The sequence below is a fragment of the Streptomyces sp. NPDC030165 genome, assembly GCF_055573595.1.
Genome location: NZ_JBVIBD010000002.1, coordinates 137,250 through 161,559 on the forward strand (window position 1 = coordinate 137,250; position 24,310 = coordinate 161,559).

Genomic DNA, 24,310 nt, shown 5'->3' on the forward strand with positions numbered 1-24,310 from the left:
CTACGCACAGCCGACCACGCCCTGCATACGCTGCGAGAACAGATCCGTCACGGCGCGAAGCACCGAGATGACGCGCGTGCCGCAGTGGTTGCCGTCCGTGTCGGCACAGGCCGTGCCGATGCGGGCGCGGGCGTAACCGGTCCTGGGGGCGCGGCCCTTGACGGTGAGCGTCCCGACGGCGTGCAGCGCGGTGCCGCCGGCGGCGGGAACGGACGGCGCCGCGCCGCCGTCTTCTCCCGTACCGCTGCTGCCTTCCCCGCCGGGGGTGCAGCCGGGGGTGCAGCCGGTGAGAGCGAGCAGCGCGGCCAGTCCGGCCGCGGCGACGGCACCGCCGCGGCGGGTGCTGGGCAGGGTCCTGACGCGGGGCGACGACGCGGTCCGTATCCGGAGCAAGAGGGACATCCCATCTCAAAACAGGCGACAATACCGGCCGGTTCAACGGCCTCGGATATCTTTTCGGAAGTTGAGAGTAAGGACGCCCATGGACACGGCCACAGCAACCGCGGCCAGCGGCAGCACGTCGCCCGTGCCCGTCACCGGGACCGGGGCCGGGCTCATCCCCGCCCCCGCCTCCGGCCGGCTCCGCACCCGGACCGCCACCCTGCTCGGCCCGCGCCTGCTCCCCTACTGGACCGCCGCGGCCTTCTTCGTCCTCTTCGCCACGGTCTCCGCGCTGCGCTACCGCTCGATGGCGACGTCCTCCTGGGACCTCGGCATATTCGAGCAGGCCGTACGGGCCTACGCGCACCTGCGGGCCCCCGTCGCCGACCTCAAGGGCCCGGGCACCAACATCCTCGGCGACCACTTCAGCCCCGTGCTGGTCCTGCTCGCCCCGCTCTACCGGATCTTCCCCACCGCCCTGACGCTCCTGTTCGCGCAGGCCTTCCTCTTCGCGCTCTCCGCCGTACCGGTGGCCCGGACCGCCGTCCGGTTCCTGGGGCAGGGCCGGGGCCTGGCCGTGGGCGTCGCGTACGGACTGTCCTGGGGGCTGCAGAAGGCCGTCGACTTCGACTTCCACGAGATCGCCTTCGCCGTACCGCTGCTCGCCTTCGCGCTCGAAGCGGTGCTGCGCGGCCGCTGGACCGCGGCGGTGTGCTGGGCGGCGCCGCTCGTCCTGGTCAAGGAGGACCTGGGGGTGACAGCCGCCGCCGTCGGCGCGCTGGTCCTGGTACGCGCGCGGCGCGCCGTGCCGCTCGCCGTCGGACTGGTCGCCTTCGGCCTCGCCGCCACCGCCGTCACCCTCGGCGTGGTCATCCCCGGCTTCAACGGCTCCGGCTCGTACGACTACTGGAACAAGCTCAGCGGCGACGGCGGTCCGGCCCCCCGCATCCCGCTGGACACCGCCGTACGCACCCTGCTGTGGATCCTGCTGCCGACCACCGGCCTGCTCGCGCTGCGTTCCCCCCTGCTGCTGGCCGCACTGCCCACCCTCGGCTGGCGGTTCATCTCCCACGAGCCGCACTACTGGGGCATCGACTGGCACTACAACGCCGTCCTGATGCCGGTGGTCTTCCTGGCCCTGGCCGACGCGCTGCCGCGGACGCTGGTCTCCGCGCGCCCCTGGCTCCGCTCCTACGCCCACCACCTGCCCGCCGCCGTACTGGCCGCCGCGCTGGCCCTGACCACCACGCTGCCGCTCGCCCGCCTGACCGAGACCGGCACCTACCGCAAACCGCCGTCCGTGACGGCCGCGGAACACCTGCTGGAACGTATCCCCAACGGCGCCACGGTCGAGGCCGACATACGGCCCATCTCCCGACTGACCGACCGCACCCGGGTTTTCTGGATAGGGGACACCCAGGGCATCGCCCCCGACTACGTCGCCGTGGAACTGCACGACGGCCGCAAACCCGAACAGGCCCTGGAGGACGCCCGCAAACGCCACCCGAAGGCCGTGTACGGCATCCTCGGCGCCGCCGGTGACGTGGCGGTGTTCCAGCGGACGGGACGGCTCTGACCGCGTGACCGGGCGGCTCCGGCCGCGCAGCGCGGTGGCTCCGGCCGCACAATTGCCGCGCACAGGCCGGCCCCTGCTGCTTACGGTGTCCCGATGACCACCGGCCACCCGCACCCGCGCACCGACGTCGTCGTCCTGAACGGCGGCTCCAGCTCCGGCACTTCGACCCTCATCCGGCAGCTCCAGGACATACTGCCCCGGCCCTGGCTGACGTTCGGCGTCGACTCCTTCATCCAGGCGCTGCCACCGTCGCTCGTCACCCCGGAGGCGTCCGAGACCGCACCGGGCCTCGGCCTCGCCCCCGACGGCAGCATCACCGTCGGGCCGGTCTTCCAGGCCCTCCAGGCCGACTGGCAGGAAGGCGTCGCGGCCGTCGCCCGCACGGGCACCGGCGTCCTCCTGGACGAGGTCTTCCTCGGCGGCGGCGCCGGCCAGGAACGCTGGCGCCGCACGCTCAAGGGCCTGTCGGTGCTGTGGGTCGGCGTCCGCTGCGCCCCGGAGACGGCCGCCGCCCGGGAGGCCGCACGCGGCGACCGGGTCACCGGCATGGCCGAGTCCCAGGCCGACCTGGTCCACCAGGGCGTCACCTACGACATCGAGGTCGACACCACCGTCACCGATCCGCTCACCTGCGCACGGCGGATCGCCGCGTACGTCGTCTGAGGCGGGCGGCCCGGCCCGTACCGCTCACCGCGATCACTGCCAGTGCGGGCGCCCGCTCTGCAGGTCGCAGGTCAGCGTGGCGCCGTGGGAGTCCTTCGTGGTCAGGCCGAGGTGGGCCTTCTTGCAGAACTGGCCGCGGCGGTAGTGGTTGCCGGACGGCGCGAGGATCACACCGCCGTCCGCGTCACTGCCGGACCCGCCGGAACCGGACCCCGACCCTCCGGAAGTGCTGCCGGAACCGGACCCTCCGGAAGTCCCGCCGGAACGGGACCCGCCCGACCCGTCCCCGTACGTCTTACGCGTCGGCACCGGCGCCGCGGCCCGCGTCGGCGCGGGCGGCTCGGCGGCCTCGGGCGTCGCCGACGGCGACGGACTGGAACTCCCGGACGGCGAAGCGGACGGCGAAGGCGAAGCGGAGGCGGAGACCTTCGCGGACGGGCTCGCCGCGCCGTCCTTGTCCGCACCGCCGTCCGGCGTGCAGCCGGAGAGGGCGACCAGGGCCGCGGTGATCAGGGAGGCGGCGGACAGGGCGGCACGGCGGGGTCTTATCACGGTGGGAATGTCCAGTTCTCGATGGTCGGAAGCCCCGCGAGACACACGGGGCAGCCCGACCATAGAGCGATGTCTCCCACCGGTCACCGCCAAGATGCCTGAATAGGGCAGAAGACGCCACAAACGACGCTACGCGCCCGGGATCGTCACGCCGCCCGGTCCCAGGGACGCGCCGTCACGCCGCTACGCCCCCGGACCGTCCTGGCACCGCTACGACCCCAGGATCGTCGTCAGGAACTCCCCCACCCACGCCAGCAGCTCCCGCCCGACCAGCGGCTTGCCGCCGATCTTGCCGGTGGACGGGCGGGGGACCAGGATCTGGCGGGTGGCGGGCTTGAGGACCGTGCGCGGGTACAGGCGCTTGAGGCGCAGTTCCTGGGATTCGCGGAGGTCGACCGGGCCGAAGCGGACGTTGGAGCCCTGGAGGGTGATGTCCGTGACGCCGCAGGAGCGGGCCAGCATGCGCAGGCCGGCGACCAGCAGGAGGTTCTCGACCGGCTCGGGCAGCTTGCCGTAACGGTCGGTCAGCTCCTCGCGGACGGCCGCGATGTCCTCCTCCGAGGAGGCGGCGGCGATCGCCCGGTACGCCTGGAGGCGCAGCCGCTCGCCGGGCGCGTAGTCGTGCGGGACGTGCGCGTCCACCGGCAGTTCGATCTTCACCTCCAGCGGCGGCTCCTCCTGCTCGCCGCCTTCCAGCGACGCCCGGTAGTCGGCGACCGCCTCGCCCACCATCCGTACGTACAGGTCGAAGCCGACGCCCGCGATGTGCCCGGACTGCTCGCCGCCGAGGAGGTTGCCCGCGCCGCGGATCTCCAGGTCCTTCATGGCGACGTACATGCCCGCGCCCATCTCCGTGTGCTGCGCGATGGTCGCCAGGCGCTCGTGCGCGGTCTCGGTAAGCGGCTTCTCCGGCGGGTAGAGGAAGTAGGCGTAACCGCGGTCCCGCCCGCGGCCGACGCGGCCGCGCAGCTGGTGCAGCTGGGACAGGCCGAAGTTGTCGCCGCGCTCGACGATGAGGGTGTTGGCGTTGGAGATGTCGATGCCGGACTCGACGATGGTCGTGGAGACCAGCACGTCGAACTTCTTCTCCCAGAAGTCGACCACGACCTGTTCGAGCTGCGCCTCGCCCATCTGGCCGTGCGCGGTCCGGATGCGGGCCTCCGGCACGATCTCGCGGAGCCGGGCCGCGGCCCGGTCGATGGACTCGACGCGGTTGTGGATGTAGAAGACCTGGCCCTCACGCAGCAGTTCACGCCGGATGGCGGCGCCGATCTGCTTCTGCTCGTACGGCCCGACGAACGTCAGGACCGGGTGCCGCTCCTCCGGCGGGGTGGTGATCGTCGACATCTCGCGGATGCCCGTCACCGCCATTTCGAGCGTTCGCGGAATGGGCGTGGCGGACATCGTCAGCACGTCCACGTTGGCGCGCAGCTTCTTCAGCTGCTCCTTGTGCTCGACGCCGAAGCGCTGCTCCTCGTCCACGATGACCAGGCCCAGGTCCTTGAACCTGGTCTCGGAGGAGAACAGCCGGTGGGTGCCGATGACGAGGTCGACCGAGCCGTCCTTGAGGCCTTCGAGGGTGGCCTTGGCCTCGGTGTCCGTCTGGAACCGGCTCAGTGCCTTGACCACGACGGGGAACTGGCCGTACCGCTCGGTGAACGTACCGAAGTGCTGCTGCACCAGCAGCGTCGTCGGCACCAGCACCGCGACCTGCTTGCCGTCCTGGATGGCCTTGAACGCCGCCCGCACCGCGATCTCGGTCTTGCCGTAACCGACGTCGCCGCAGACCAGCCGGTCCATCGGGACGGACTTCTGCATGTCCTCCTTGACCTCGGCGATCGTCGTGAGCTGGTCGGGCGTCTCCGCGTACGGGAACGCGTCCTCCAGCTCGCGCTGCCAGGGGGTGTCCGGGCCGAAGGTGTGGCCGGGCGCCGCCATCCGCGCCGAGTACAGCTTGATCAGGTCGGCGGCGATCTCCTTGACGGCCTTCTTGGCGCGCGCCTTGGTCTTCGTCCAGTCGGCGCCGCCCAGGCGGTGCAGCGTCGGCGCCTCGCCGCCCACGTACTTGGTGACCTGCTCCAGCTGGTCGGTGGGGATGTACAGGCGGTCGCCGGGCTGGCCGCGCTTGGCCGGCGCGTACTCCACCAGCAGGTACTCGCGGGTGGCGCCCTGGACCGTGCGCTGCACCATCTCGATGTAGCGGCCGACGCCGTGCTGCTCGTGGACGATGAAGTCGCCCGCCTGGAGGGTCAGCGGGTCGATGGTCTTGCGGCGGCGGGCCGGCATCCGGCCCAGTTCCTTGCTGGCCGACTTCTGGCCCGTCAGGTCCGTCTCGGTCAGCACCGCCAGCTTCAGACCGGGGTCGATGAACCCGTTGTCGAGGCACCCGCACGAGACGTGCACGACCGACGGGGACAGCTCGCCCAGCTCCGGGTCCAGACGGGCCGCGATGCCCTCGTCGCCCAGTACCTCGACCGTACGGGCGGCCGGGCCGTGCCCCTCGGTGATGAACACCGACCGCCAGCCGTCCGCGATCCAGCGCTTGGTGTCGGCCAGCGCGCGCTGGGTGTCACCGCGGTACGTCTCCGGGGCGTGCATGCCCAGCTTGAGGGTGTCCTCGTCCAGCTCCTCGTCGGCGGCGAACGGACTCACCGTCCACCACATCATGCCCAGCTCACGCGCCCGGTCCCGGACGTCCGCGATGCCCCACAGGGACGCCGCGCCCACGTCGATGGGGGCCGCTCCCCCGCCCGCCCGTCGCCCGCCATCGCCCTTGGTGGAACGGACTTCGTCCGTGCTGGACATCGCGGCAGCCGCCCACGACGCCTGGAGGAACTCCTGCGAGGTGGCGACCAGGTCCGCCGCACGCGTCCGCACCCGCTCCGGGTCGCACACCACCGCCATGCTGCCCTGCGGCAGCACGTCCAGCAGCAGCTCCATGTCGTCCACCAGCACCGGCGCCAGCGACTCCATGCCCTCGACGGCGATCCCCTCGGAAATCTTGCCCAGCAGCTCGCCCAGCTCCGGGTGCTGCTCCGCGAGGTCCGCGGCGCGCGCCCGCACCTGGGCGGTCAGCAGCAGCTCACGGCACGGCGGCGCCCACAGGCCGTGCTCGGCCACTTCCAGGGACCGCTGGTCGGCGACCTTGAAGTAGCGGATCTCCTCGACGTCGTCGCCCCAGAACTCGATCCGCAGCGGGTGTTCCTCGGTCGGCGGGAACACGTCCAGGATGCCGCCGCGCACCGCGAACTCGCCGCGCTTCTCGACCAGTTCGACCCGCGCGTACGCGGCCGCCGCCAGCCCGTCCACGACCTCTTCCAGGTCCGCCGTCTGCCCGGACCGCAGGCTCACCGGCTCCAGGTCACCCAGGCCCTTGACCTGCGGCTGGAGCACGGCCCGTACGGGCGCGACGACCACCTGGACCGGGCCCGCCGCCGGGTCGTCCTGGCTGGGGTGGGCCAGGCGGCGCAGCACGGCCAGCCGCCGGCCGACGGTGTCCGAGCGCGGCGAGAGCCGTTCGTGCGGCAGCGTCTCCCAGGAGGGGTACTCCACCACCGCGTTCTCCTCGCCGGCCGGCATCAGCGAGCGCAGCGCGGCGGCCAGGTCCTCGGCCTCCCGGCCGGTGGCGGTCACCGCCAGGACCGTACGGGAGCTGCGGCGCGCGAGGGCGGCGACGGCGAACGGGCGGGCGGCGGGCGGGCCCACCAGGTCCACGTGGGGACGGTTGCCGTCGGCCGCGGCTCGCACGGCTTCGGCGAGCGCCGGGTCCCGGACGACGGCGTCGAGCAGACCAGTCAGGCTCATGAGTATGGCTTTTCCGTCCCGGTGAGGCGAACAACGCGAGCAGCCCGGCACGTGTGACGGGCCGGGTTTCCCCAAGAGTACGACTCCCTGCTGACACCCGCGTTCCACTCGCCCCGGCGACCGGGCCGGCCGGCCGCGAAACACCGTTCCGGTGGCGCCGCCCCCATGGAAGGGTGTTACGTACACGCAGTAACCGAGGGGGGCAGCACGTGAGCCACGACACCAGGGGTCAGGGCGCGGGGACGGAGGCGGGCACGGCGCCCGAGGCGGACGGCCCGATACCCGGGACGGGCGGTCCCGCGCCCGAGGCGGGTGCCCCCTCGCGCAAGGCGGGCGGCCCGCCGCCCAGGGCGGAAGCCCCCGGCCCCGCGGCCCTCCCGGCGGCCGCCGCCCCCACCGAGCGCGGCCGCGTCGTCGCCGCCCTGATGCTCTGTATGGCGCTCGCCGCGCTCGACGCCACGATCATCGCGACCGCCGTCCCGCAGATCGTCGGTGACCTCGGCGGCTTCGCCGTCTTCTCCTGGCTCTTCTCCGGCTACCTGCTCGCCGTCACCGTCACCCTGCCCGTGTACGGCAAACTCTCCGACACCTTCGGCCGCAAGCCCGTCCTCGTCACCGGCGTGATCATCTTCCTCGCCGGGTCGCTGCTGTGCGCCGCCGCCTGGAACATGGCCTCCCTCATCGCCTTCCGCGTCCTGCAAGGGCTCGGCGGCGGCGCCCTCCAGGGCACCGTGCAGACCATCGCCGCCGACCTCTACCCGATGAAGGAACGCCCCAAAATCCAGGCCAGGCTGTCCACCGTCTGGGCGACCTCCTCCGTCGCCGGGCCCGCCCTCGGCGGCCTGCTCGCCGCGTACGCCGACTGGCGCTGGATCTTCCTGGTCAACCTGCCGGTGGGCGCCCTCGCCCTCTGGCTCGTCGTACGGCACTTCCGCGAATCGCTGCCCGCGCGGGAACGCACCCGGCGCCCCCGCATCGACTGGCCCGGCGCACTCGCGATCTTCGCCTGCGGCGGCCTGCTGCTGACCGCCCTCGTCCAGGGCGGCGTCGCCTGGCCCTGGCTCTCCGCGCCCTCACTGCTGCTCTTCGCGGGCAGCGCCGTGTGCGCTGCCGCCACCGTCGTCGTCGAACGCCGCGCCGCCGAACCGATCATCCCGGGCTGGGTCTGGCGCCGCCGTGCGATCTCGGCCGTCAACCTGGCGCTCGGGGCCGTCGGCCTGCTCATGGTCGCCCCGACCGTCTTCCTGCCCACCTACGCCCAGGCCGTGCTGGGCCTCGGCCCGATCGCGGCCGGCTTCGTACTCTCCGCGATGACCCTGAGCTGGCCGGTGTCCGCCGCCCTGAGCAGCCACGTCTACAACCGCGTCGGCATCCGCGCCTGCGCCATGACCGGCATCGGCGCCGCCACGCTGGTGCTGCTCGCCTTCCCGCTGCTCCCCTACCCCGGCGCCGCCTGGCAGCCCGCGCTGGTCATGTTCGCGCTCGGCGCCGCCCTCGGGATCTTCCAGCTGCCGCTGATCATCGGCGTGCAGTCCTCGGTCGGCTTCGAGGAGCGCGGTACCGCGACCGCCTCGGTCCTCTTCTGCCGCCAGGTCGGCCAGAGCGTCGGCGCCGCCCTCTTCGGCGCCGTCGCCAACACCACCCTCAACGGCCGGCTGACCGCCGCCCCCGCGGACATCCGGCCCGGCCTGCCCGGCGACCTGGACTCCGTCTCGCACGCGCTGGCCCGCGCCGGCGCCCTCACCGACCGCGCCGCCGACCACCTGCGGCGCGCCGTGGACGTCACCGTCGAGCACGTCTACCTCGGCGCCGCGGCCGCCGCCGCGCTCGCCTTCCTGATCCTGCTGCTGCTCGCGCCGCGCCGCTTTCCGGTCCACGGCGAGACCGGCGGCGGACCGGGAGGTGAGCCGGACGACGCCTGACGATCAGGGTGCGCGCCCGGGGGCACCCCGCAGCGGTGGCTGGAGGGCCGGGGCCATGACGAGGGCTCTTACGGCGCCCGCCGGGGAAAGGACGGCCGCCGCCCGGCGCCCGCCGCCTTCCCCGCGGGATTCGCGGCCCGTATCACCGCGGCTCCCCCGGCACCTGCGGCAGCTTCGTCTCCAGCGTGTCCTCGTTGTCGGGGTCCACCGGCGCCCGCGTGTCGGCGGCGGGCGCACCGGCACCGGACGCGACAGACTCCACGTCGCTCTCGTCGATCACGCCGGCCTCACCCGTCCCGGCGCCCGCCGGGTCCCGGCCCTCGTCGCCCGGCGCGTCACCGGCCTTCTCCAGCAGCACCGTGCCGCCGTCCACACTCGTCGTGGCCCCCGCGCCCCCGACGTCCCCGGCGCCCTCGGCCGCCGCGCCGTCCACCGGCTCGTCCCCGTCCTCGTCGGGAGCTTTGCCGGTCAGCGCCGCCAGGGTGTTGCGGACGTGCGTCATGTGCTCGCGCACCTTCTCGCGCCGTTCCGTGTGCTCACGCAGTATCCGGTCGGTGGCCCGCTCGATCCGTTCGACCTCGACCCTGGCCTGCGCCAGCAGGTCGGCGGCGCGCGCCTCGGCGTCCTCGTCGCGGTGCCGCGCCGCCTCCTCGGCCTCCGCCAGGAGGCGCTCCGCCTCGGCGACCTTGGCGCGGCCCAGCTCCTCCAGCTCCGCCACCCGCAGTTCGAGGTCGGCCTCCTGCGCGGCGAGATCGCGGCCGGCCGCCTCCCACTCCTCGGTCTGCTCCTGCTCCAGCTCGCGCAGCATCGCGGTGGTGCGCTGCTCCATCTCGTGCAGCGCTTCCTGGGCCGCGGCCCGCCACTGCTCGGCGTCCTTGACGGCCGCGGCCTCGATGCCGTCCGCCTCGGCCCACGCCGCCTCGACCGTGCGGCGCGCCTGGTCCTCGGTCTCGTCCCGCAGCTCCTGCGCCGCCCGGTCCGCGGCCTCCTGGATCTGCCGCGCGTACGCCTCGGCCTCCTCGCGCGCCTGCTCGGCCGCCTCCTCGGCGTCCTTGCGCAGCCGCACCGCCTCGGACTCCGCCGTGGTCAGGATCAGCCGCGCCTGGTCGCCCAGCGACTCGTACGTCTGCGGCGGCAGCTGCCGTACGTACTCCCGCAGCTCCGCCAGCTCGGCCGTCATCTCGTTGGCGAGCACCGTCAGCCGCGCCGCGCGCTCCCAGCAGGAGTCGCGGTCGACCGAGAGCCCTTCCACCCGGCGGTCGACATCCTCGGGACGGTAGCCACGTCCTCGTACGATCTCGAACCCGTGAGGCGAAACCGATGCACTCATCCCTCAAGCCCCTCTCCGACGTGCGACGCGATTCCGCGCACATCTTTCTGGATCGATTCGAAGCGACCGTTACGCGACACTCCGCCCCTTTCCATCGTCCAAGGATGCGTCAATTGCTGCCAGAAGTCGGAATCGGGACATCTTCGCGGAGAGCCTGGAAGAGCCGCCGCGCTCCCTGCTCGTCCCACTCCACCACATCACCGAGACCGCCCAGGTTCACCCCGGGATTCGCCACCGGAACGGTGGTCGCCGCACCCGCCCCGTCCGCGATCTTCTTCATCGACCAGCCCAGGCGCACCAGGTCCGGCACGCCCGCCCGCCGGTCCACCGTCAGCGCCGACAGCACCGCGTCCAGTGCCGGGACCAGTGCGAACGGGTTGAGCAGTACACCGGCCCCGAGCATCTTGTCGCCGAGCGCGCCGATCAGCTGCCGCTGCCGCCTGACCCGGCCCAGGTCGCCTTCCGGGTCCGTATAACGCGCCCGTACGTACGCAAGTGCCCGCACTCCGTCCATCTCCTGGCAACCCGCCCGGAAGTCGGCACCCGACTTCTCATCCTTGAGCGGTTTGTCCAGGCACATCCGTACCCCGCCGAGGGCGTCCACCACCTTCACGAAGCCGAGGAAATCGACCTCGGCGTAGCGTTCGATCCGCAGCCCCGTCGCCAGCTCCACGGTGCGCGTCAGCAGCTTCGGTCCGCCCTCGGCGAACGCCACGTTCACCTTGTTCCGGCCGTGGCCCGGCACCGCCACGTAGCTGTCCCGCGGCAGGCTCACCAGGTAGGGGCCGCTGTCCCCGTGATGCAGCACCATGATCGTGTCGGTGTTCAGGCCCTCGTCGTTGCCGACGTGCAGCCGCTCGCGCTGCTCCTGCGTCAGGCTCTCACGGCTGTCCGAACCGACCAGCAGCCAGTTCGTGCCCTTGCCCGGCGGCGGCCGGCCCTCGTAGTCCGCGACGGCGTCGGTACGGCGCACCTGGCCGCCCGCCCACACGTACAGCGTCACCCCACCCGCCACCGCCAGCACCACCAGGACCAGCAGCACCAACGCGATCCGCTTCGGCCAGGACAGCCGACGCCGCCCGCCCGTACGACGGCCCCAGCGCCCCCCACGCCCGGCGCGGTACAGCGTCGACGCACCCTCCGGCGACGGAGGCTGCGGCGGCCCTGACGGCTGATCCATATACGAAGGATCATGGTGACCCGCCCGTCCCGCAGGTCGAGCGCCGCCACCGGCGGCACACCGGCCACCGGCGCGCCGCCCGCCCCGCCGTACCGCGCCCTACAACAGCCCGTCCCACATCTGTTCGAGCAGCACCGACCACCACGTCTCCGGCGACCCCAGCGCCGGCGCGTCCAACGCCACCAGCTGCGCCTGGAAGTCCACCGTCCAGCGCCCCGCCTGCTCCGGCGTCAGCCCGTACCGCAGCCGCCACATCCGGCCCAGCATCGCCAGACAGCGCACGAACTCCGGCAGCCCGCTGTTCACGAACTGCGGTACCGCCGGCTGCCCGCCAGGCCCCTGCGCGCCGCCGTCCAACGGCACCGCCACAATGTGCGCCGTCCCGTACTGCACACACAGCTGACGCCCGAAGTCGTTGCCCATGACCAGGTACGACCCCGCGTCGGCAGCCGGCCGCACCCCCCGCTCCGCCGCCAGCTCCGCCAGCGTCGGCACCGGACGGCCCGGCTGCGCCTGCGCCCAGAAGAACGGCCCGAAGTCCACCGGCAGCCCGGCCCACACCAGCGTCTGCGCCACCACCTCCGGCACCCCCTGCCGCGAGACCGCCCGCTGGTCGAAACGGAATACCCCCTGCGGACCGAACGCCTGCTCCAGCTCCTGCCCGGACACCTGCGGCGGCACCGGCGGCACCGGCTGCACCTGGGACGGGTGCGGCAACGGCACCCGCACCGGAGCCGGCCGCGCCGGACCGTCCGCCACCTGGTGCAACTCACCCTGATGCGCCAGCAGATGACGCATGCCCTGCTGCCGCGAGGCGTGCTCCGTCCCGTACGGCGCGGTGTGGCTGATCCGCACCTGCGGCCACGTCTCACGGACCATCCGCGCGCAGTACCCGCCCGGCAGGTCGCACGACTCCAGCTCCGTGTGCAGCTCCAGCACCTGCTGCGGCGGCACGTTCATCCCGCGCAGCTCGTGCAGCAGCTGCCACTCCGGATGCGGGGTGCCCGGCGCGGAACGCCGCACGATCTTCTGCTCCGAACCGTCCGGCGCACGGTAGCTCAGGACGGCCATGTAACCGGGGCCGACGGTCGGCTGCCCGGACGGCGGCGCCTGCGGACAGCCGTACGAGCCGGAGACGGGCGGCGCGGCGGAGCCGGTGCCGGGCGGAACGGACGCGGCCGGGCCGGTCCCGGGCGGGCCCGGGACGGCGGACGGCGGCACACCGGGACCCGGCGCACCCGGACCCGGCACGGCCGGACCGCCCGCACCGTCGGCCAGCATCGTCGCCGCCGCGTGCACACCACCACCCGGACCACCCGAAGGCGGCGCGGACGGCGGAGCTGACGGCGGCGGGGGCGGACCGCCCGCGTCACCGGACGCGGCCGGCTTGCCCGGCACACCAGCAGCCTTCGGGCCACCGGGCGGGCCGGGCGGCGCGACCGGAGGCGCCACGGGCGGCGGCACACCGGGACCGCCGCCCGGACCACCGGAAGCGGACCCGTCGGACGGCAGCGCGGCACCACCGGCCAGCATCGTCGCCGCCGCGTGCACACCACCAGGACCGGCGGCAGGCGGCGCGGACGGGCCCTGCTCCCCTTCGGACGCGGCCGCGTCCGGACCGTCCACCGCACTCAGGTCCAGCTGATCGGCGTCGAGCTGCGAGACGAGCTGCGTCGGGACGTACCCGCCCGCCGGAGCGGCGGAAGACGGCGCGGGCACGGAGGCGGAAGGCCGCGCGGCCTCGTCCGCACCACCGTCCGGCGCGCCCGTACCCGTACGGTCGCCGGCGCGCGAACCCGGCACACCGGGAGGCGGCGGACCGCCCGCGCTCCCCGGCAGCGCCGAACCGTCCGCCAGCATCGTCGCCGCCGCGTGCACACCACCGCCGGGACCGGCGGCAGGCGGCGCGGACGGCGGAGGCGGCGGCGCACCGGGACCCTCGGCACCCGGCGCGCCGGACCCGCCGCCCGGCCCCGCGTACGCAGGGGGCGGCGGCACATCGGCGATCGGCGGCCCGGACGGCGGCGGCAGCTCCGACAGCCCCACCGCATCCGTACCGGACGTATCCGGCACGGACGCGGCCCTACCGGCCGCATCCGGACCGGCCGCGTCCGCCGACGGCACCGGACCGCCGTACGGCGCGGCCCCCGCGTCCTGACCGGACACGGGCGGACCCGGCGGAGGCGACGACGGCATCGGCGGCGCCACCGGCCCGCCCTGCCCCGGCTCCTCGACCGCCGGCGCCATCATCGTCCGCGGCAACCGGCTGCCGCCCGCGATCAGTTCCGTCCTGGCCTCCGCCCGCGCGTCCGGCGGCGGCGTACCCTCGTCGTCGGACCCGGCGAGCGGCGGCGCGAAGACCGTCGCGGGCAGCCCCACCGAACGGTCGCCGGCGTCCTCGTCCGCCCGGACGTCCGTACCCGTCCACGGGGTGGCGTCGACGGGCTCCGGAGCCCGCCCCGGCGCCTCGTCCCGCACCTCGGACACCTGATCCCGGACAGCCGGGGCCTCGTCCCGAACAGCAGGGCCCCCGCCCTGCACGGCGGAGACATCCGGCGCATCCGGCACACCGGAAGCCGCCGCCCCCGCACCCGACGCCCGCCGCTCCCCCATCCCGATCTGGTCCGCCGCCTCCTGCAGCCACTCCGGCGGCGTCAGCAGGAACGACGTCGCCTCCAGATCGATCCGCTGCGGCGCAGCCTCCACAGCGGCCTCCGCCACCGCGCCGTACTCCTCCTCGTACCGCCGGATCACCTCACCCACCGGCAGCCCCGGCCACAGCGTCGTCTCCCCGCTGTCCCGCGCGATCACCAAACGGGCCCGCCCGCCATCCGTGGACGGTCCGCCCTCACGGTCCTCCGCCCACGCCACGAACCCCAGATCGAACTCCCGCACCCGCACCTCACGCTGGAACGGACCCGGCACATCCCCGTTGACCCAGCGCTCCGCGCGCTCCTGCGCCTGCGCGAACGTCACCACCGCGCCTCACCCCTCCACCGGAACGACACGCGCGAAGCCGCCGTCCACCATCAGACCCGCCACCGTCTCCAGCTCCGGCGGGCTCCCCGCCAACTGCTGCAGAAAATCGTCGAAATCCGCACCGCACGGCAACAACAAATGCTCCACCCGCTCCTGCACCGGCCAGCCGTCCCGGTCCCGGGCATCGTCGTACGCACAGAACCACACCGACCCCGGCGCCTCACCCCGCACCTTGACCGCCATGACCCCACCCTGCACGAACCCCACCCCCAGGTAATCCTTGGTGAAGTGGTCACGCAGACACTTGTTGACGTACACCAGATCATTCATCGCGGCCTCGTCCCGCACCGTGAAGAACGGCTGATCCACCAGCAGCCCCAGATCCGCGTGCAACCCCACCCCCACCGGCGCACACCCGCCCGCCGCCTTCAAGAACGAACGATAAGCACCCGGCAGCCGGTACCCCAGCGACTCCTCCGCCTGCCGCACCTGCTCCTCCGACACCGACAGCTCCCGGTGCGGCAGCCCGAAATGCACCGGCCGGGTGTCCTGCAACGGCCGCGTCCCCCGCTTCCCGTGATCCACCGCCGCCGTCGCCAGCCCACCGTGATGCCGCAACAGCGCCTTCACCTCGACCGGCACCAACTCCATCCGCCGCGTCCCCGCCACGTGATGCCACGTCCAGCCGTGCGGCGTCGCCACCGGCGGCACGTCCTCCCACAGCTCATGACCCTGCGCATGCAACGCCACATTCGCCGACACATAGTCCGTCAGCCGCAACTCGTCCACGCCGAAACCCTCCGGCGGCTCCGCGATCTCCGCGGCCGCCCGCGCGTACGACGAGAAATCCGGGAACCCGGACCCGTCCACCGGCACCCCCCTCGGATACCGCGCAGCGCGCACCGGATCCGGGAAATGCACGACCTGCCCGGAATAGGCCGTGTTCGGTGGCGCGGCGTGGCCCGCGACCTGAGGGCCGGGAGGTGCCCCCAGCCCGTGCCGACCTGACGTCATGGCGGTGCTCCCTGGCTGAATCCGGCTACTGGGCACAGCCTATGCCGTGCCGCAACCCACCCTCCCGCGCACGCCGGCCCACCTCCCACCAGCCCCGGCCCAACACCCCCCGCCACACAGCCACTTCACCGCACGCCCCCACCGCACACCCACCCGCCACCCCCCACCGGACCGGTACCGGACCCGGACACAACCGTGACATCACCGACAGCCCACCCGACTTCCCCAACACCCGGGGCATTTGGCAGGCTGACCCTCCCCCTACCCTTGCGGGGGACCTTCGGCGTCCCGGGGATTCGGGGAGGGAAAAGCACTGACCATGCGCACCACGGCACACCACAACACCGCCACCGCGGGAGACCCCCGCGTCGGCTGGAGCGGCACCACCGACGACGACCGTCCGCCCGCCCTCCGCCACCGCCGCGACGGCATCCTCCCCACCGTCGGCGCCGCCCTGTCCGTACGCGGCCGCACCCTCACCTGCACCGCGAGCAAAGCCGAACAACCCCCCGTGCTCCACCACCTCGTCCAGGACTTCCTCGACACCCTCACCACCGCCCAACGCGAACGCTTCACCGGCCGCTGCCCCGAAGCGGTCCTGCTCAGCCGCCACCTCACCGCCGTTGAAGCCAACCGCGGCAAACGCGCCTCCCGCAAACCTCTCACCAACGGCGAAGCCCGCCGCTCCCTCAAACACTCCAAAATCACCGCCCGCCACATCCGCGAGGACGGCGACCCCCAGCACGGCAGCTACGCTCCCCCCTGTCGCTCCTGCGACGCCCTCCTCGCCTTCTTCGGCGTCATGCCCATCGGTACGCACGCAGGGAGCTGACCAGCACCATGCCCCCCACCGCACCGTCCGCGGACTCCACCGCCCCGGCCACCGCCGCACCCGTCGCCCCGGTCTACGACTCCTACGACCGGACCTCGGCCACCCGCTTCCCCGTCGCCGTCGACGCCGCCCTCCAGGACGCCGGCTGGCGCACCGGCCGCTGGGACATACAGCAGGCCGAACACTGGGCCGACGCCCTGCGCGCCCACACCTCACCCGCCGGACACCGCCACACCGTCTTCCCCGCCGCCGTCGAGGCCTGGGCCGAATTCGGCGGCCTGGACATCACCCCCACCGGCCCCGGACGCCACATCGCCCCCACCCCCTTCACCCTCGACCCCCTCCACGGCCTCCACCTCGCCCGCACCCTCGGCGACCTCGGCCGCGCCCTCGAAACCCACGTCGCACCCCTCGGCCAGGAAGCCGGCGGCCAAGCCGTCCTCGCCATCGACACCGAAGGCCGCGTCTACAGCCTCGACCACACCGGCGACTGGTACCTCGGCCCCGACATCGACCAGGCCCTCAACACCCTCGTCCTCGGCATCCGCCCCACCCGCCTCACCCCCACGGCGACACCGGACAGCTGAACCGGCCCCCACACCCCCTCCGCCCACCCCGCCCCTGACCTGCCCCCACCGCCCGCCCGGCCCTCCTACTCCCGCCTGCCCCCGCGCCCCGGCAGCACCGCCGACACCCGGAAACCACCCGCCTCCGTAGGCCCCGACACGAACACCCCACCCAGCCCCGCCACCCGCTCCCGCATACCCACCAGACCATTACCCCCACTCGGCAACCCCACATCCGCCGCACCCCGCTCCGACGGACCGTTCTCCACCTGCACCGCCACCTCACCCTCACGATGCGCCAGCCGCACCCGCGCCTCAGCACCCGGCGCGTGCTTGTGCACATTCGTCAGCGCCTCCTGCACCACCCGGTACACCGTCTGCTCCACACCCGACGGATAACCCCCCTCCCCCGCCACACCGTCCACCGACAGCTCCACCGCCATCCCGGCCGCCCGCGACTGCCCCACCAGATCCCCCAGCTCCGCCAGCGAAGGCCCCTCACCCTCCGCCTCCACCGTCACCACCGCGGCACCGCCCCGCACCCCACCACCGGCCTCCGCCACCTGCACGGACACCTCGGAACGCCCCCCGGAACCACCGAACCCCGCAGCCTCCCCCGCGGCCTCCCCCGCCGCCTTCCTCTTCACCTTCGACGCCACCGCCACCAACCGCTCCGGCTCGTCCGACACCGGCGCCGACGACCGCCCCGACACCCCCTCCGCCGTCCGCAGCACCCCCAGCATCTCCCGCAACTCCATCAACGCCTGCCGCCCCATGTCCCCCACCAACGCCGCATTCCGCGACGCCTTCTCCGGATCCTTCAACGCCACCGCCTGCAACGCCGCCGCATGCACCACCATCAGACTCACCCGGTGCGCCACCACGTCGTGCATCTCCCGCGCGATCCGCGTCCGCTCCTCGTTACGCGCCCACTCCGCACGCTCCTCCGCACGGTCGGCCAGCAACGACAGCTCCCGCTCCAGTCCGTCCGCCCGCTCCCGCAGACTCTCCACCAGCCGGCGCCGCGCCCCCACGTACAGCCCCCACAACACCGGCGGCGCCGACACCACCAGCGCCACCGCCGCCGCCATCACCAGCACGAACCACGTCGGCGGATGGAAATCCGGCTCACCCCCCACGTCCTGCCGGATGGTGAAAAAGCTGGAGACCAGCGTCCCGGCCACCGACATCCCGGCCAGCAGCCCGATCACCCGCCGCGGCGCGTCCGACACCGCCAGCGAATACAGACCGATCACACCCAGCAGCGCACCCATCTGCGTCGGCGTCACCGCCACCGACACCAGCACCACGGCCACCGGCCAGCGGCGCCGGAACAACAGCACCGGACCCACGACCAGCCCGAGCAGCAGACCCGCCCACGACGGCAGCCCCGCGTCGTGCGCGAAGTCCAGCCCCTCGACCACGGTCTCCAGCGTCGAGACGACGGCCAGCGACACATCCAGCACGGCGCTGCGCCGCCGCGGCCACCACCACGGCCCGGCGGGCGCGTCCCTCGCACCCGTTGCTTCGATTGCCCCCGTTGCGGTCATACCAACCAGCCTACGGGCGCTCGCACACGTTTTTCCGTCGAGCGCTCTGCACGCGAGTACACCGTTACGGACCAGTACCGTCCCGTATTCCCTCGAACTATTGAATCGCCCACATTTTCGACCTCTTTGTACAGCGTCCGGCCCGAAGCTGAGCGCATGCACCACCACACACGAGCGGACTTCGAGTCCCTGCGCGACCAGGCCGTCACGCTCCGGCGCGCGGGCTTGAGCCGCCGCCAGATCCGCGACCGCTTACACGTCCACAACAACGACATCCTCAACCGCCTCCTGGAAGGCGAACCACCCCCGGACTGGACCCGGCGCCCGAACGCGAAGGACGACCTCCGGGGGAGGGCGCGGGAGCTTCGCACGCAAGGCAAGACGTACGACGAGATCCAGGTGGAACTGGGCTGCTCGAAGAGCTCGATCTCCCTGTGGGTCCGCGACCTGCCCAAGCCGCCACCTCGGCGAACCCGGACGGAGCAGGCCCAGCTCGCCGCTCGCAAACGCTGGGAGCACGAGCTGGAGATCCGGGACAGGGAACGGCAGCACACCAAGGCCACGGCCAAGGGCGAGATCGGCCTGCTCTCCGACCGTGAACTGATGCTGGTGGGCGTCGGGCTCTACTGGTCCGAGGGGACGAAGAGCAAGCCACACCGCAGGGCGGAGACCGTCGAGTTCGTCAACAGCGACCCAACCATGATCGAGGTCTTCCTCGCCTGGTTGAAGCTGCTGGACGTCGAGCCCGAACGGCTCCGGTTCCACGTGATGATCCACGAGTCCGCCGATGCGGCCGCGGCCGAGCGGTACTGGGCAGACCTGGTCGGTACCGATGTCGCGGATCTCGGCAAGACGACCTTGAAGAAACACAACCCGAAAACGGTGCGCAAGAACGTGGGCGAGGGCTACCGAGGCTGTCTCGTGGTCCGAGTTCGGCAAGGAGCCGACCTCTACCGTCGCATTGAAGGCTGGTGGTACGGCATAGTGTTGGGAGTCCGGTCGACAGCCTGACGCAATGTCCGGTTTAGACCGTAATAATCCCCCGTGGTGTAATTGGCAGCACTGTGGCTTTTGGTGCCATCTGTTCGGGTTCGAGTCCTGACGGGGGAGCAAAGCCAAATGCGGGTCCTGACCCCCAGGTCGGGACCCGCCCGCGTTTCGGCCGCAAACCGCACCGGTATCCTTCGGGTGTCCACCACCCGAAGAAGCCGAAGGGCATCCCCGTGAGCGCCAACCGCCCGGCCGCCGTCGTCGTTCTCGCAGCGGGTGAGGGCACCCGCATGAAGTCGTCGACCCCGAAGGTTCTGCACGCGATCTGCGGTCGCTCCCTCGTGGGGCACGTCGTCGCCGCCTCCCGTGAGCTGGACCCCGAGCACCTCGTGGTGGTCGTGGGTCACGCCCGTGAGCAGGTCGGCGGGCATCTCGCCGAGATCGACCCGGACGTGCGCACCGCGATCCAGCACGAGCAGAACGGCACCGGCCACGCCGTCCGCATGGGCCTGGAGGAGCTGGGCAACAGCGGTGTCACCCTCGACGGCACGGTGATCGTCGTATGCGGCGACACTCCGCTGCTGACCGGCGAGACCCTCAGGAAGCTCGGTGACACGCACGCCGCGGACGGCAACGCCGTCACGGTGCTGTCGGCCGAGGTGCCGGACTCGACCGGGTACGGCCGGATCGTGCGGGACGAGAACACCGGCGCGGTGACCGAGATCGTGGAGCACAAGGACGCCACGGACGCGCAGCGCGCGATCCGGGAGATCAACTCCGGGGTGTTCGCGTTCGACGCGCAGCTGCTGACCGACGCGCTGGGTAAGGTGCGTACGGACAACAGCCAGGGTGAGGAGTACCTCACGGACGTGCTGGGGATTCTGCGCGAGGCGGGTCACCGGGTCGGCGCTGCGGTGGCGGACGACCACCGGGAGATTCTGGGGATCAACAACCGTGTGCAGCTGGCGGAGGCGCGCCGGCTGCTGAACGAGCGGTTGCTGCACCGGGCGATGCTGGCGGGTGTGACGGTCGTGGATCCTGCGACGACGTGGGTGGATGTGTCGGTGACGTTCGAGGCGGACGCGACGGTGCACCCGGGTACGCAGCTGCTGGGCGGTACGCATGTCGCGGCGCACGCGGAGGTGGGTCCGGATGCGCGGCTGAAGGACACGTCGGTCGGCGAGGGCGCGTCGGTGTCGTTCACGGTCGCGGACGGCGCGAAGGTCGGTCCGGGGGCGAGTGTGGGGCCGTACGCGTACTTGCGTCCGGGTACGGATCTGGGGCCGAAGTCGAAGGCCGGTACGTACGTGGAGATGAAGAACGCGACGATCGGCGAGGGCACGAAGGTGCCGCACCTGTCGTATGTGGGCGATGCCACGATCGGTGAGTTCACCAACATCGGCGCGGCGAGCGTCTTCGTGAACTACGACGGTGAGGCGAAGCACCACACCACGATCGGGTCGCACTGCAAGACGGGCTCGGACAACATGTTTGTGGCTCCTGTCACGGTCGGGGACGGTGCGTACACCGCGGCCGGCTCGGTCATCACCAAGGATGTGCCCCCGGGTTCGCTGGCGGTCGCGCGCGGCCAGCAGCGGAATATCGAGGGTTGGGTCGCCCGTAAGCGTCCCGGAAGCGCCGCCGCGCAGGCTGCGTCTGCTGCTGGCCAGGAGTCCGACGGCGAGCAGTGATCGTGCTCGGGTGCGTCGTGCGGGGCGTACCGTGATAAGTGCACGCAAACGGATTCGAGGAGATTTGCTGTGACCGGGATCAAGACGACCGGCGAGAAGAAGCTGATGCTCTTCTCCGGCCGCGCCCACCCCGAGCTGGCTGAGGAGGTCGCCCACCAGCTGGGTGTCGGGCTGGTCCCGACCAAGGCGTTCGACTTCGCCAACGGAGAGATCTATGTCCGTTATCAGGAGTCGGCGCGTGGTGCGGACTGCTTTTTGATGCAGAGCCACACGGCTCCCATCAATAAGTGGATCATGGAACAGTTGATCATGATCGATGCGCTGAAGCGGGCCTCGGCCCGGAGCATCACCGTGGTCATCCCGTCGTACGGGTACGCCCGTCAGGACAAGAAGCACCGCGGCCGGGAGCCGATCTCGGCGCGGCTGATCGCGGATCTGCTGAAGTGCGCGGGTGCGGACCGGATCGTCACGGTCGATCTGCACACGGACCAGATCCAGGGCTTCTTCGACGGCCCGGTGGACCACCTGTTCGCGCTGCCGGTGCTGGCGGACTACGTGGGCGCCAAGGTGGACCGCGAGAAGCTGACGGTGGTCTCGCCGGACGCGGGCCGGGTGCGGGTCGCGGACCGCTGGTGCGACCGGCTGGACGCGCCGCTGGCGATCGTGCACAAGCGCCGGGACAAGGACGTGGCGAACCAGGTCACCGTCCATGAGGTCGTCGGTGACGTGAAGGACCGGGTGTGTGTCCTGGTCGACGACATGATCGACACCGGTGGCACGATCTGTGCCGCGGCGGAGGCGCTGTTCGCCAACGGTGCCGCGGACGTCATCGTGACGGCCACGCACGGCATCCTGTCCGGTCCGGCGGCGGACCGGCTGAAGAACTCGAAGGTCAGTGAGTTCGTCTTCACCAACACCCTGCCCACGCCGTCCGAGCTGGAGCTGGACAAGATCACGGTGCTGTCGATGGCGCCGACGATCGCGCGGGCGATCCGTGAGGTGTTCGAGGACGGTTCGGTGACCAGCCTCTTCGAGGAGCAGTGAGCCGGATTCCGTAGCCTCTGGGGGCTTACGGAGATCGACTTTGGGGGCGGCCTCCCCGCCGGGTAGACTCGTGGAGTTGCTCGGCGAGGGAGGCCGCACTTTTCTGTGGTGCGGCGGTCCGTTATCGACGCGCTCTTCGTAGCAGGTCTGTCGTGGGCCGGGTGACGCCCCACAGATCCGTCCGGTCGTCCGTCGACCGCGCCGACTACGAGGAGTGCCACATGGCCGAGGTCAAGCTCGAAGCCAAGATCCGTACCGATTTCGGTAAGGGTGCCGCCCGCCGTTCGCGCCGCGAGGACATGGTTCCCGCCGTGATCTACGGCCACGGTGACGCCCCGAAGCACGTCGCCATCTACAACCACGCGCTGATGATGGCCCTGAAGACCCCGAACGCGCTGATCCGTCTGGAGATGGACGGCGAGAACATGCTGGTCATCCCGAAGGCCGTGCAGCGTGAGGCCATCCGTGGCTTCCTGGTCCACGTGGACTTCCTGGCCGTGCGCAAGGGCGAGAAGGTCACCGTCGAGATCCCGATCCACACCGAGGGCGACCTGGCGCCGGGTGCCAACCTGCTGGAGCACCTGCTGAACACCCTGCCGCTGGAGGCCGAGGCCACCCACATCCCGGAGTCGGTGACCGTCTCCGTGGCGGGCCTGGACGCCGGTGACTCGGTGCACGCCAAGGACATCACCCTGCCGGCGGGTTCGACGCTGGCGATCGACGAGGAGACCGTGGTGCTCCAGGTCGTCGCGGCGCAGGCCGAGGCGCCGGCGGCGGACGAGGGCGACGAGTCCGCCGAGGGCTGATCGCTCCCGTAACTCGCGTTACTGTCAACCGCCGCCCCGCCGTGTTCGTGCGGGGCGGCGGTTGAGCCGTTTCACGGCGGGTGGCTGTGGATCGCTGTGGGTCGTTGCAAGGAGACATGAGGATGACGACGGACGCCGGGGGGCCTTGGCTGGTCGCGGGGCTGGGTAATCCGGGCCCTGAGTACGCGGCCAATCGCCACAATGTGGGGTTCATGGTGGCGGATCTGCTCGCGGAGCGGATGCGTGGGCGGTTCAAGGCGCACAAGGCGCGGGCGCAGGTGGTGGAGGGCCGGATCGGTCCGCCGGGGCCCGGGAGCCGGCGGGTGGTGGTCGCCAAGCCGATGACGTACATGAATCTGTCGGGTGGTCCGGTGACGGCGCTGCGGGATTTCTACAAGGTTCCGGTGGCGAACATCATCGCGGTGCATGACGAGCTGGACATCGATTTCGGTGCGCTGCGGCTGAAGCTGGGTGGCGGTGACAACGGGCACAACGGTCTGAAGTCGATCACGAAGTCGCTGGGTGCGGATTACCACCGGGTGCGTTTCGGTATCGGCCGTCCTCCGGGGCGTATGCAGGTGGCGGATTTCGTGCTGAAGGATTTCTCGGGTGCGGAGCGCAAGGAGCTGGATTACTTCGTGGACCGGGCGGCGGATGCGGTGGAGGGGTTGATCGTGGACGGTCTGGAGCGGGCGCAGGGTACGTACAACTCCTGAACGGGCCGGCGTCCCAGGTTGACCGCGCGCAGTCATATGGCCAAGGATCGCCGCCATGCCCAAGAGCCGCACGAGCAGCAAGAAGCGCAGCCGCCCCGTCAAACGCAGCCGTACCCGCCAGATGGGGGAGAGTGCCTACGGGCTGCTGCTCGTCGCCCGTATGGGGCTGATGGGTGCGCTGGCGCTGCTGCTGCTGGTGGCGGGTGTCTGGACGTCGTGGAACACGGCGCGGTACGCGATGCTCGTGGAGGCGCGGGAGCGCGGGACGATGACGGTGACGGCCTGCCATGAGGACCGGTGCTCGGGCCCGTATCTGCCTTTGGAGGGCAGTCGGCGCCGGACGCAGGTGTCGATGGCCGCCGCGGCCGCTCCGGACCGGGGTGAGCAGGTCGAGGTGACGGTGAAGCCGGGTACGGACCGGGCTGTACGCATCGGTGCGGGTGGCGTTCTGCATGCGTGGGTGCCGTTCGCGGGGTCGCTGCTGCTGGCGGCTCTGGTGGTCGCGGGCGGCATGAAGCTGCGGCGTACGGCCTGGGTGATGGGGCTGATGGGGACGGTGTTGCTGGGGGCGACGTTCGCTGCGTTGTAGGCGCGGGTTGCGGCCGGGGTTTGCGTGCCCGGACACACGGCGTCGGGGGGGGGGGGGGGGGGGGGGGGGGGGGGGGGGGGGGGGGGGGGGGAGAGAAGGGGAGGGAGGGGGGGGGAGGGGGGGGG

The 24,310-nt window shown here is 72.1% G+C and carries 19 protein-coding genes and 1 tRNA gene; 12 read left to right on the top strand and 8 right to left on the bottom strand.

Going from position 1 to position 24,310, the window contains the following annotated elements; genetic code table 11:
• Positions 1-402, bottom strand: coding sequence for a hypothetical protein (locus ACZ4Z1_RS03820; RefSeq protein ID WP_468484967.1), 402 nt, complete (start codon positions 400-402; stop codon positions 1-3).
• Between the two features lie 79 nt (positions 403-481).
• On the opposite strand from ACZ4Z1_RS03820, the gene ACZ4Z1_RS03825 reads away from it, so the two are divergent.
• Together ACZ4Z1_RS03825 and ACZ4Z1_RS03830 are read left to right on the top strand one after the other, a co-directional pair.
• On the top strand, positions 482-1,957 hold the full coding sequence (locus ACZ4Z1_RS03825; protein ID WP_468484968.1) for a DUF2079 domain-containing protein: 1,476 nt from the start codon (positions 482-484) through the stop codon (positions 1,955-1,957).
• A gap of 93 nt (positions 1,958-2,050) precedes the next feature.
• A complete protein-coding gene (locus ACZ4Z1_RS03830; RefSeq protein ID WP_468484969.1) occupies positions 2,051-2,620 on the top strand; it encodes a chloramphenicol phosphotransferase CPT family protein in 570 nt (189 codons plus the stop codon).
• 33 nt (positions 2,621-2,653) lie between these two features.
• On the opposite strand, the gene ACZ4Z1_RS03835 is transcribed toward ACZ4Z1_RS03830, so the two are convergent.
• Together ACZ4Z1_RS03835 and mfd are read right to left on the bottom strand one after the other, a co-directional pair.
• Positions 2,654-3,172, bottom strand: a complete 519-nt coding sequence (locus tag ACZ4Z1_RS03835; RefSeq protein WP_468484970.1) for a hypothetical protein — start codon at positions 3,170-3,172, stop codon at positions 2,654-2,656.
• A 210-nt stretch (positions 3,173-3,382) separates the two neighbouring features.
• Complete coding sequence (gene mfd / locus ACZ4Z1_RS03840; RefSeq protein WP_468484971.1) at positions 3,383-6,976, bottom strand: transcription-repair coupling factor; 3,594 nt, start codon at positions 6,974-6,976, stop codon at positions 3,383-3,385.
• Positions 6,977-7,254: 278 nt separating this feature from the next.
• Between mfd and ACZ4Z1_RS03845 the strand changes: the two genes are divergently transcribed.
• On the top strand, positions 7,255-8,898 hold the full coding sequence (locus ACZ4Z1_RS03845) for an MFS transporter (protein WP_468485397.1): 1,644 nt from the start codon (positions 7,255-7,257) through the stop codon (positions 8,896-8,898).
• 142 nt (positions 8,899-9,040) lie between these two features.
• Here the strand turns inward: ACZ4Z1_RS03845 and ACZ4Z1_RS03850 are convergent, their stop codons facing one another.
• From ACZ4Z1_RS03850 to ACZ4Z1_RS03865, 4 genes are all read right to left on the bottom strand, one after another.
• Positions 9,041-10,228 carry a cellulose-binding protein gene (locus ACZ4Z1_RS03850; protein WP_468484972.1) on the bottom strand — a complete coding sequence of 396 codons (1,188 nt, stop codon included), beginning with the start codon at positions 10,226-10,228 and terminating at the stop codon, positions 9,041-9,043.
• A gap of 109 nt (positions 10,229-10,337) precedes the next feature.
• Positions 10,338-11,273: an LCP family protein gene (locus ACZ4Z1_RS03855; RefSeq protein ID WP_468485398.1), complete on the bottom strand. Its 936-nt coding sequence runs from the start codon at positions 11,271-11,273 to the stop codon at positions 10,338-10,340.
• A gap of 234 nt (positions 11,274-11,507) precedes the next feature.
• On the bottom strand, positions 11,508-14,387 hold the full coding sequence (locus ACZ4Z1_RS03860) for an SUKH-4 family immunity protein (protein WP_468484973.1): 2,880 nt from the start codon (positions 14,385-14,387) through the stop codon (positions 11,508-11,510).
• Between the two features lie 6 nt (positions 14,388-14,393).
• Complete coding sequence (locus ACZ4Z1_RS03865) at positions 14,394-15,401, bottom strand: SMI1/KNR4 family protein (RefSeq protein ID WP_468484974.1); 1,008 nt, start codon at positions 15,399-15,401, stop codon at positions 14,394-14,396.
• Positions 15,402-15,720: 319 nt separating this feature from the next.
• On the opposite strand from ACZ4Z1_RS03865, the gene ACZ4Z1_RS03870 reads away from it, so the two are divergent.
• Entirely contained in the window at positions 15,721-16,233 is a 513-nt protein-coding gene (locus ACZ4Z1_RS03870; RefSeq protein ID WP_468484975.1) for a YwqJ-related putative deaminase, read from the top strand.
• An 8-nt stretch (positions 16,234-16,241) separates the two neighbouring features.
• On the top strand, positions 16,242-16,820 hold the full coding sequence (locus tag ACZ4Z1_RS03875) for an SUKH-3 domain-containing protein (RefSeq protein WP_468484976.1): 579 nt from the start codon (positions 16,242-16,244) through the stop codon (positions 16,818-16,820).
• A gap of 65 nt (positions 16,821-16,885) precedes the next feature.
• Here the strand turns inward: ACZ4Z1_RS03875 and ACZ4Z1_RS03880 are convergent, their stop codons facing one another.
• Positions 16,886-18,349, bottom strand: coding sequence for a sensor histidine kinase (locus tag ACZ4Z1_RS03880; RefSeq protein WP_468484977.1), 1,464 nt, complete (start codon positions 18,347-18,349; stop codon positions 16,886-16,888).
• Positions 18,350-18,505: 156 nt separating this feature from the next.
• Between ACZ4Z1_RS03880 and ACZ4Z1_RS03885 the strand changes: the two genes are divergently transcribed.
• From ACZ4Z1_RS03885 to ACZ4Z1_RS03915, 7 genes are all read left to right on the top strand, one after another.
• A complete protein-coding gene (locus ACZ4Z1_RS03885) occupies positions 18,506-19,360 on the top strand; it encodes a hypothetical protein (protein WP_468484978.1) in 855 nt (284 codons plus the stop codon).
• A gap of 27 nt (positions 19,361-19,387) precedes the next feature.
• Positions 19,388-19,459: transfer RNA gene (locus ACZ4Z1_RS03890), tRNA-Gln, on the top strand.
• A 113-nt stretch (positions 19,460-19,572) separates the two neighbouring features.
• Complete coding sequence (gene glmU / locus ACZ4Z1_RS03895; RefSeq protein ID WP_468484979.1) at positions 19,573-21,030, top strand: bifunctional UDP-N-acetylglucosamine diphosphorylase/glucosamine-1-phosphate N-acetyltransferase GlmU; 1,458 nt, start codon at positions 19,573-19,575, stop codon at positions 21,028-21,030.
• A gap of 69 nt (positions 21,031-21,099) precedes the next feature.
• Complete coding sequence (locus ACZ4Z1_RS03900; RefSeq protein WP_030374403.1) at positions 21,100-22,074, top strand: ribose-phosphate diphosphokinase; 975 nt, start codon at positions 21,100-21,102, stop codon at positions 22,072-22,074.
• 221 nt (positions 22,075-22,295) lie between these two features.
• Entirely contained in the window at positions 22,296-22,880 is a 585-nt protein-coding gene (locus ACZ4Z1_RS03905) for a 50S ribosomal protein L25/general stress protein Ctc (RefSeq protein ID WP_468485399.1), read from the top strand.
• Positions 22,881-23,002: 122 nt separating this feature from the next.
• On the top strand, positions 23,003-23,596 hold the full coding sequence (gene pth, locus ACZ4Z1_RS03910; RefSeq protein ID WP_468484980.1) for an aminoacyl-tRNA hydrolase: 594 nt from the start codon (positions 23,003-23,005) through the stop codon (positions 23,594-23,596).
• Positions 23,597-23,651: 55 nt separating this feature from the next.
• The gene (locus tag ACZ4Z1_RS03915; RefSeq protein WP_468484981.1) at positions 23,652-24,185 is read left to right on the top strand and encodes a hypothetical protein; all 534 of its coding nucleotides are present in this window, start codon (positions 23,652-23,654) and stop codon (positions 24,183-24,185) included.
• Positions 24,186-24,310: the final 125 nt, after the last annotated feature.